This window comes from Enterovibrio nigricans DSM 22720 (assembly GCF_900167155.1).
Lineage (GTDB): Bacteria > Pseudomonadota > Gammaproteobacteria > Enterobacterales > Vibrionaceae > Enterovibrio > Enterovibrio nigricans.
This window is the reverse complement of record NZ_FUXU01000126.1, coordinates 1-7,031: the sequence shown is the minus strand read 5'-3', so window position 1 is coordinate 7,031 and position 7,031 is coordinate 1. Positions and strand designations below refer to the sequence as shown.

Here is a 7,031-nt window from a genome sequence, read left to right as displayed (position 1 = left end):
TTGCTCACCAGCTTTTTGAATTGGCGGTGCATGATGTTGAGGCGAAATATTCGCATCTCTCTAAGTACGTCTGTCATGCCTTACGCCTCTCCCGTGCCTGTTTCCTTGCCTTCAAGCGGCTTGAGTTGCTCAAACGCAAATTGGATGCGGTCTCGCAACACTTCGATGTAGCAGGACATAAAAACATGCTGCTTCACGAGGCGGTGTTGCTCAGGGGGAGGGAGGTCGCAGAAGTCATCGCTGTAGAGAAAATGACCGAGTGCCTTGGCTTTTCTCAGCAAAGCTTCCGACTCTTCGAGCATTCGCGTGAGGTACTCAGGCAGGGTTGATTTTTTAGGTGTGTTCATCGAATTCTTCTCCTGTGTCGTCATCGTCTTTTCAAACTGTCATCACGTCAGGCGGATTATTGGGGTAAATCAGGCCAAGGACTGCCTGTACGCATGATGTGGTAAATGCTTTCTCCGTTCTCTCTATTATCGAGAGAGTCCGCATAGGCTCCCCAGTAACGTTTAACGCGCTCAGCCTTACCGTCGAGTCCTGTGTCGAGACACTGAATAAAGGCAAAGCCCTTCCCCTGCGTTCTTGAAAGGTGCAACCGGCACTTAGGGTGAGCACAGTCATAGACTAGGCCGTTTTCGGTTCTTACTTTCATTAGAGAACTCCTTTGTGTTGTGTTTACTTCTTGGCTGGGTGCGGGGGAGGTGCGAGACCACATCCCCGCGCGGATCGTGCACCACAAAAACGAAAGGCCGACCGCTATCCCCCAAAGCCATTCATACGGGACTGGAATAAGGTAAAAAGGCGGCACAAGTATGTGGCACGTCATCGCTGCTAATGACAGGCTATCGAGCAAGCGGATAACCTTGGCTTTCATGCACATTTCTCCGTCAGGAATAAAGGCTCGGGCAGGCATTCTTCGCGTGTGATCAGCTCGCCTGCTTCGAGAAAATGCAACGCTGCGTCAGCATCGCCCAGTCGGTAGGCCACTTTGGCGAATGCCTTTGCGATTTGAGAGAGTTCGGCCATGTCCGCGCAGTGGCGGTAGGTCACGGCGGCGGGCATGGTATCAAGGGAATGAGCTCGAGCTTCGCCATCAAAAGCAAAGCCTTGCAGCAGATCGTTAAAGGTCGTGCGCAGTGCGTTATGCGGCATAGCGTTTCGCCTCTCGCTTCACCGTTTCATAGATGCCTTTCGGTACCTGAACATTCCAACCTGCCGCTTCTAACGAAGAAAGAATGAGCTGAGCCTGATTGACATAGACGGTGCAGCCTTTACCTGCTTGTATCGTGGGAATTTTTTTCTCGTGACTCTGCGCTTTTACCGCTTGATAGGTCTGATTTGTACGTCGCGCATACTCCTCCAAGGTGATCGGTAACATATCTGGTTGAATAACGATCGTTACTTGTTCTGGTTGCGCCTGAACACTATCCGGTTGTTTCTGTTTACGACTCATATCTTGTATCCTCTACAAGGTTCACTTGTTGTAACCAAGTGAATCCACATAAAACTCAATAAGCTCTTATTGAGTATTCCATAAGTTAACATGGAGAATCAATATGTCATTCGCAAATAGATTAAGAGCGGTGATCAAAGAGGAGCGCCTCAGCCAAGCTAAATTCGCAGCAGAAATAGGCATTTCCCGTCCCGCGGTGGAAAAATATTTATCTGAAACGACCGATCCCGCTGGATGGGTCATGCTAAAAATCACTAATCACGCCACATTTAAGAAATATGCATTGTGGTTAATGACGGGTGACACAGCCCCTGAATCAGGACAGGTTTGCCCTGACTTTTCAATTCAAGAGCAATGCGGCTTAGTGGACGAGGAGTCACGAAAACAAGCATAGCCATCTATGCGCCTGCGTTTTACGCCTGGGGAGGACAGCTTTATGTCTGTTAAATCTATTCCAGGTGGTTATGAGGTCGATTGTCGTCCTAATGGACGATACGGGAAGCGATACAGAAAACGGTTTAAGACGCGAGGGGAAGCCTTGCAATATGAGCGTTGGCTCCTGTCAACGCACCATAATAAACCATGGCTTGAAAGGCCTACAGATAAACGCCCTTTAACAATGCTGATCGATAGATGGTACGAGCTTCACGGCCAGCAACTGAAAAGCGGTCAAAAGGAGAGGCAACACCTTTTGAATTTGGCGAGCGATTTAGGCGATCCGATCGCATCAAAAGTGACAAAATCCGCCTTTTCCCAATACAGGGCAAACAAAATGCAGCAAGGGAAAAAAGCCGCCACGATAAACCGCAACCACAACCGGCTCAGCAGTGTGTTTACTGTCTTGATCACGGCAGGGGAATACTATGGGGAGCACCCACTCAAAGGGTTAAGCAAATTAAGCGAACCCTCAAGGGAAATGGGGTTTCTCTCCTTGAGTGAAGTCAAAGCCTTAATTGATAAGCTTGACGGCGATCCCTTACTGATTGCTCGCGTTTGCTTGGAGACAGGGGCTAGATGGAGTGAAGCCGCGACGCTTACGAAAAGTCAGGTTGTAAACGGAAAAATCACCTTTCTTAACACTAAAAATGGGAAAAATCGTACCGTTCCCATTCATGTCGAGCTGTCTAACGCCTTGGTTAAACAGCCAGGCAGAAAGCTATTCGCAGCGAATTGTTACGGAGCGTTTTATGCAGTGCTTAAGGAAATGGCGTTTGATCTACCAAAGGGGCAAGCTGCACATGTGTTGAGACACACGTTCGCCAGTCATTTTATAATGAACGGCGGGAACATTCTCACGCTGCAGAAGGTCTTGGGGCATGCAAACATACTTCAAACCATGACGTATGCGCACCTAGCTCCGGATTATCTAAGTGAGGCAATAGCACTAAACCCGTTGTCCACATTTAGGCCAAACTGCCAAAACTAGGTAGCTTGTGCTGCAACCTAAAAATCAGTTAACGCATTGAATTCTATTTAATGCATTGTTTTTAAGGGTAAAATAAAGGCCTCATTTGAGGCCTTTTTCATTTTTAAACGTAGCGTTCTGTGTTGTGAGACGCTAAATGCCCTGTAAGACACTTTCGACAAAAGGTCGGGGGTTGCTTAGAATAACGACATCAAAATAAGGAGTAACGCATGTTCGACCCAAAGAAATTGGAACAGATTGCTAAGCAAATCCATGAGTCTATGCCTAAGCCTGTGCGCGATTTGGGCAACGATGTTGAGCAGAAAGTCCGCGAAGTGATCCAATCTCAGTTGTCGAAACTGGATGTCGTGAGTCGTGAAGAGTTTGATGTTCAAACACAGGTATTGCTTCGCACCCGTCAAAAGCTGACGGAAATGGAACAAAAGCTCGTTGAGTTCGAGCAAAAACTGAACGAGAAAAACGACGCTTAATCGGCAAGCTATAGATATCAAAAAACCCGGCCTTAGCCGGGTTTTTCCTTATTCACATTCCGCGGAATTAATCGCCCACTGCAATACGCTTCATGTCAATCATGTAACCACGCAGCTCTTGACCAATCCATTCTACTGGGTGGTTACGCAACGCATCGTTCACGGCGATAAGGGTTGCGTTGTCGGCATCATTACCCACATCGCCCAAACCTTTACCGATAACGTCTGTGCCTACACCCGGCATGAATTTCTCACGTAGCAGAGGTGTTACCACGTTTGCGAACAGGTAGTTACCGTACTCAGCAGTATCAGAGATAACCACGTTCATTTCGTACAGACGCTTACGTGCAACGGTGTTGGCAATCAATGGCAACTCATGAAGAGACTCATAGTATGCAGACTCTTCAATGATGCCTGACGCTGTCATTGCTTCAAATGCTAGCTCAACACCTGCGCGAACCATAGCTACCATCAAGATACCGTTGTCAAAGTACTCTTGCTCAGAGATCTTCACGTCTGAATCTGGGTATTGCTCGAACGCCGTTTCAGCAGTTTCTGCACGCCAACCCAACAGGTTTGCGTCATCATTCGCCCAGTCAGCCATCATGGTCGAAGAGAAATGACCAGAGATAATGTCATCCATATGTTTGTTGTACAGTGGACGCATCAGATCTTTCAGATCTTCAGAAAGCTCGAATGCCTTGATCTTCGCTGGGTTAGACAGGCGATCCATCATGTGGGTAATACCGCCAAACTTCAGTGCCTCTGTGATGGTTTCCCAGCCAAATTGCAGCAGTTTACCCGCATAGCTTGGGTCAATACCGTCAGCAACCATTTTCTCGTAACAAACGATAGAGCCCGCCTGCAACATACCACACAAGATGGTTTGTTCACCCATCAGGTCAGATTTCACTTCCGCTACAAAAGAAGACTCCAAAACACCTGCACGGTGGCCACCTGTTGCAGCTGCCCACGCCTTCGCGATTTCATGCCCTTCACCTTTTGGATCGTTCTCTGGGTGCACAGCCATTAGGGTTGGTACACCAAAACCACGCTTATATTCTTCGCGTACTTCTGTACCTGGACACTTAGGAGCAACCATCACGACTGTGATATCACTACGAATTTCCATACCTTCTTCAACGATGTTGAAGCCGTGTGAATAGCCGAGAGCCGCGCCTTCTTTCATCAGAGGCATCACCGCACTAACAACACTTGTGTGTTGCTTATCTGGCGTTAGGTTAACCACCAAGTCTGCCTGAGGGATCAGGTTTTCATAGTTATCAACGTTGAAGCCGTTTTCTTTCGCGTTTTTGTACGATTGACGCTGCTCGTCAATCGCTGCCTGACGCAGAGCATAAGACACGTCCAGAGCCGAGTCGCGCATGTTAAGGCCTTGGTTCAGACCTTGTGCACCACAACCCACGATGACAACCTTTTTGCCTTTCAGAAAATCAGCTTCATTCGCGAATTCTGCTTTGTCCATAAAGCGGCAAACACCCAGCTGAGCCAGTTGCTCGCGTAGGTTCAAGGTATTGAAATAGTTAGACATGTCGAATACTCCGTGAAGAAAATTTTATCCTTGAGCGATACTCACATGACAAGCTGTGGTATCGAATTACCCACATCATAGATCAGGCAACTCGTTGCTTAAAGTGATATATTCACAACAAGTAATTGCGATTTTTGCAACATGGAGGTCTTGCGATGAACATTAAATATTTGAAGTTGTTCATACATTTGTGCGACAGCAAAAGTTTTTCAAAAACAGCAGCAGCAATGCATGTCAGCCCTTCAGCATTGAGCAGACAAATACAAAAGCTCGAACAAGAGGCCGGTCAACAACTGTTTCAGCGTGATAATCGTAGTGTTGAGCTAACATCCGCAGGAAAAACGCTGCTGCCAGTCGCCTTGAAGATTATCAATGAATGGCAGCAATACCAAAGTCAGTTCAACACGTCAGAGCATGACTTGGTGGGTGAGATCCGCCTGTTTTGTTCCGTGACTGCAAGCTATAGTCACCTTCCAGAGCTTCTTTCGGAGTTTAGGCTTCGACATCCTCGTATCGAATTAAAACTCTCTACTGGCGACCCCGCACAAGCTATTGATAAAGTACTCCTTGATGAAGCTGATATCTCAATATCGGCAAGGCCTGAGCAACTTCCAGCGAAGGTTGCCTTCGAAGCTATCAGTGAGATTCCATTATCTATTATTGCACCTGCGGGTATTAGTAGCTTCACAGACACTCTTCATAGCCCTGAACCGGACTGGTCGTCTATTCCTTTTATCGTTCCTGAAGCAGGCACTGCGCGTGAGCGTGCGAATACTTGGTTTAAGAAGATGAAGATAAAGCCAAGCATCTATGCGCAAGTCTCTGGTCATGAAGCCATTGTGAGTATGGTGGCATTGGGCTGTGGTGTGGGAATTGCTCCAGATGTCGTGATAAACAATAGTCCCGTTAGAGAAAAGATTGAGCGTTTGAAGGCAGCTCAAATTAAACCATTTGAACTGGGAGTATGCTGTCTTCGTTCTCAGAAAGAAAATCCTCTCATAGCTGCACTTTTGGAGGTCGCGGAAGAGAAGTCTATCTGAACCTTAGTTCATCTTCGATACTGTCTCAGCTTCGCCATTCAAGGCCTATCCCCTACAAAGCCATGAAGACTATCCTCTCTGTAGTAACGACGGATAGAGAGGTAAGTCATGAACGTGATAGAGCGAATAGGGAGGGTATTAGAACCTCTGATGTTGGTAATGGGACTTATCAGCCCGATCGCGACGCTTCCACAAATCTACAAACTCTACTTCTCACATACTGAACATGCAGCAGGCCTGTCGCTCACAACCTGGGTACTTTATTCGTTTATTGCCATGCTTTGGACAATTTACGGGCTTTACCACAAGAACCCGACCATTTGGGTCGGCAATGGGCTGGGCTTTTTGATGTATCTCGCCATGGTGGCAGGGATCATTATTCGTGTGGGGATAACGTTTTAGCCGAGAAGCGGGCATGTAAAAAGCATTCTAGGTGTTTATGGCAAATTGCAGACGAAAGAAAGCCCTGCTATTTCTAGCAGGGCTTCTTAATAAATGGCGGAGCGGACGGGACTCGAACCCGCGACCCCCGGCGTGACAGGCCGGTATTCTAACCAACTGAACTACCGCTCCACACGGTGATAAACAGTATTCTGTCTATCCGATACTCGTCGTTCAATACGCGTATCTAAATTTGAAGCCTGGCGATGTCCTACTCTCACATGGGGAGACCCCACACTACCATCGGCGCTGTTACGTTTCACTACTGAGTTCGGCATGGAATCAGGTGGGTCCATAACGCTATGGTCGCCAAGCAAATCTTATTGTGTTCCCCGCTTATCGCGAAAAACTAAAATCTGGGAAATTACTGACCAGTGTCTCTACACATTCAATGTTCTTTACTTGAGTCCGCTAAAACCCCTTGGGTGTTGTATGGTTAAGCCTCACGGGCAATTAGTATCAGTTAGCTCAACGCCTCGCAGCGCTTACACACCTGACCTATCTACGTCGTAGTCTCCAACAACCCTTTAGAGAGCTTATAGCTCTAGGGATGACTCATCTTGAGGCTCGCTTCCCGCTTAGATGCTTTCAGCGGTTATCGATTCCGAACTTAGCTACCGGGCAATGCCACTGGCGTGACAACCCGAAC

General features: G+C 47.5%; 10 protein-coding genes, 1 tRNA gene and 2 rRNA genes. 5 read left to right on the top strand and 8 right to left on the bottom strand.

Translation table 11 applies throughout. The features are described from left to right. Positions 1-80 precede the first annotated feature (80 nt). Genes B5D35_RS22010 through B5D35_RS21995 form a run of 4 tightly spaced genes read right to left on the bottom strand, consistent with a single transcriptional unit; the run spans position 81 to position 1,453 of the window. Complete coding sequence (locus B5D35_RS22010; protein ID WP_078754584.1) at positions 81-347, bottom strand: crAss001_48 related protein; 267 nt, start codon at positions 345-347, stop codon at positions 81-83. Between the two features lie 56 nt (positions 348-403). After that, positions 404-874: a hypothetical protein gene (locus B5D35_RS25095; RefSeq protein ID WP_244556707.1), complete on the bottom strand. Its 471-nt coding sequence runs from the start codon at positions 872-874 to the stop codon at positions 404-406. Then, positions 871-1,152 (bottom strand): hypothetical protein, encoded by a 282-nt coding sequence (locus B5D35_RS22000; protein WP_078754583.1) that lies wholly within the window; start codon positions 1,150-1,152, stop codon positions 871-873. The genes B5D35_RS25095 and B5D35_RS22000 overlap by 4 nt, the downstream gene beginning before the upstream one ends. Then, positions 1,142-1,453 carry a hypothetical protein gene (locus B5D35_RS21995; RefSeq protein ID WP_078754582.1) on the bottom strand — a complete coding sequence of 104 codons (312 nt, stop codon included), beginning with the start codon at positions 1,451-1,453 and terminating at the stop codon, positions 1,142-1,144. Before B5D35_RS21995 ends, B5D35_RS22000 begins: the two co-directional genes overlap by 11 nt. Positions 1,454-1,556: 103 nt before the next feature. Here B5D35_RS21995 and B5D35_RS21990 point away from each other — a divergent pair, with 103 nt between their 5' ends. From B5D35_RS21990 to ubiK, 3 genes are all read left to right on the top strand, one after another. Beyond that, positions 1,557-1,847, top strand: coding sequence for a helix-turn-helix transcriptional regulator (locus B5D35_RS21990; RefSeq protein ID WP_078754581.1), 291 nt, complete (start codon positions 1,557-1,559; stop codon positions 1,845-1,847). A 42-nt stretch (positions 1,848-1,889) separates the two neighbouring features. Continuing rightward, on the top strand, positions 1,890-2,879 hold the full coding sequence (locus B5D35_RS21985) for a phage integrase (protein ID WP_078754585.1): 990 nt from the start codon (positions 1,890-1,892) through the stop codon (positions 2,877-2,879). Positions 2,880-3,088: 209 nt separating this feature from the next. Further along, positions 3,089-3,349, top strand: coding sequence for a ubiquinone biosynthesis accessory factor UbiK (gene ubiK / locus B5D35_RS21980; RefSeq protein WP_078754580.1), 261 nt, complete (start codon positions 3,089-3,091; stop codon positions 3,347-3,349). 67 nt (positions 3,350-3,416) lie between these two features. Here ubiK and ilvC read toward each other — a convergent pair whose 3' ends face one another. Then, positions 3,417-4,901: a ketol-acid reductoisomerase gene (gene ilvC, locus B5D35_RS21975; RefSeq protein ID WP_078754579.1), complete on the bottom strand. Its 1,485-nt coding sequence runs from the start codon at positions 4,899-4,901 to the stop codon at positions 3,417-3,419. Between the two features lie 155 nt (positions 4,902-5,056). On the opposite strand from ilvC, the gene ilvY reads away from it, so the two are divergent. Beyond that, positions 5,057-5,941: an HTH-type transcriptional activator IlvY gene (gene ilvY, locus B5D35_RS21970; protein ID WP_078754578.1), complete on the top strand. Its 885-nt coding sequence runs from the start codon at positions 5,057-5,059 to the stop codon at positions 5,939-5,941. Between the two features lie 108 nt (positions 5,942-6,049). Beyond that, positions 6,050-6,343, top strand: coding sequence for a SemiSWEET transporter (locus tag B5D35_RS21965; protein WP_078754577.1), 294 nt, complete (start codon positions 6,050-6,052; stop codon positions 6,341-6,343). 94 nt (positions 6,344-6,437) lie between these two features. Here B5D35_RS21965 and B5D35_RS21960 read toward each other — a convergent pair. From B5D35_RS21960 to B5D35_RS21950, 3 genes are all read right to left on the bottom strand, one after another. Further along, a tRNA-Asp gene (locus B5D35_RS21960) sits at positions 6,438-6,514 on the bottom strand. Positions 6,515-6,580: 66 nt separating this feature from the next. Further along, positions 6,581-6,696: ribosomal RNA gene (gene rrf, locus B5D35_RS21955) — 5S ribosomal RNA — on the bottom strand. Positions 6,697-6,814: 118 nt separating this feature from the next. Further along, positions 6,815-7,031 (bottom strand): 23S ribosomal RNA (locus B5D35_RS21950); the annotation flags it as partial.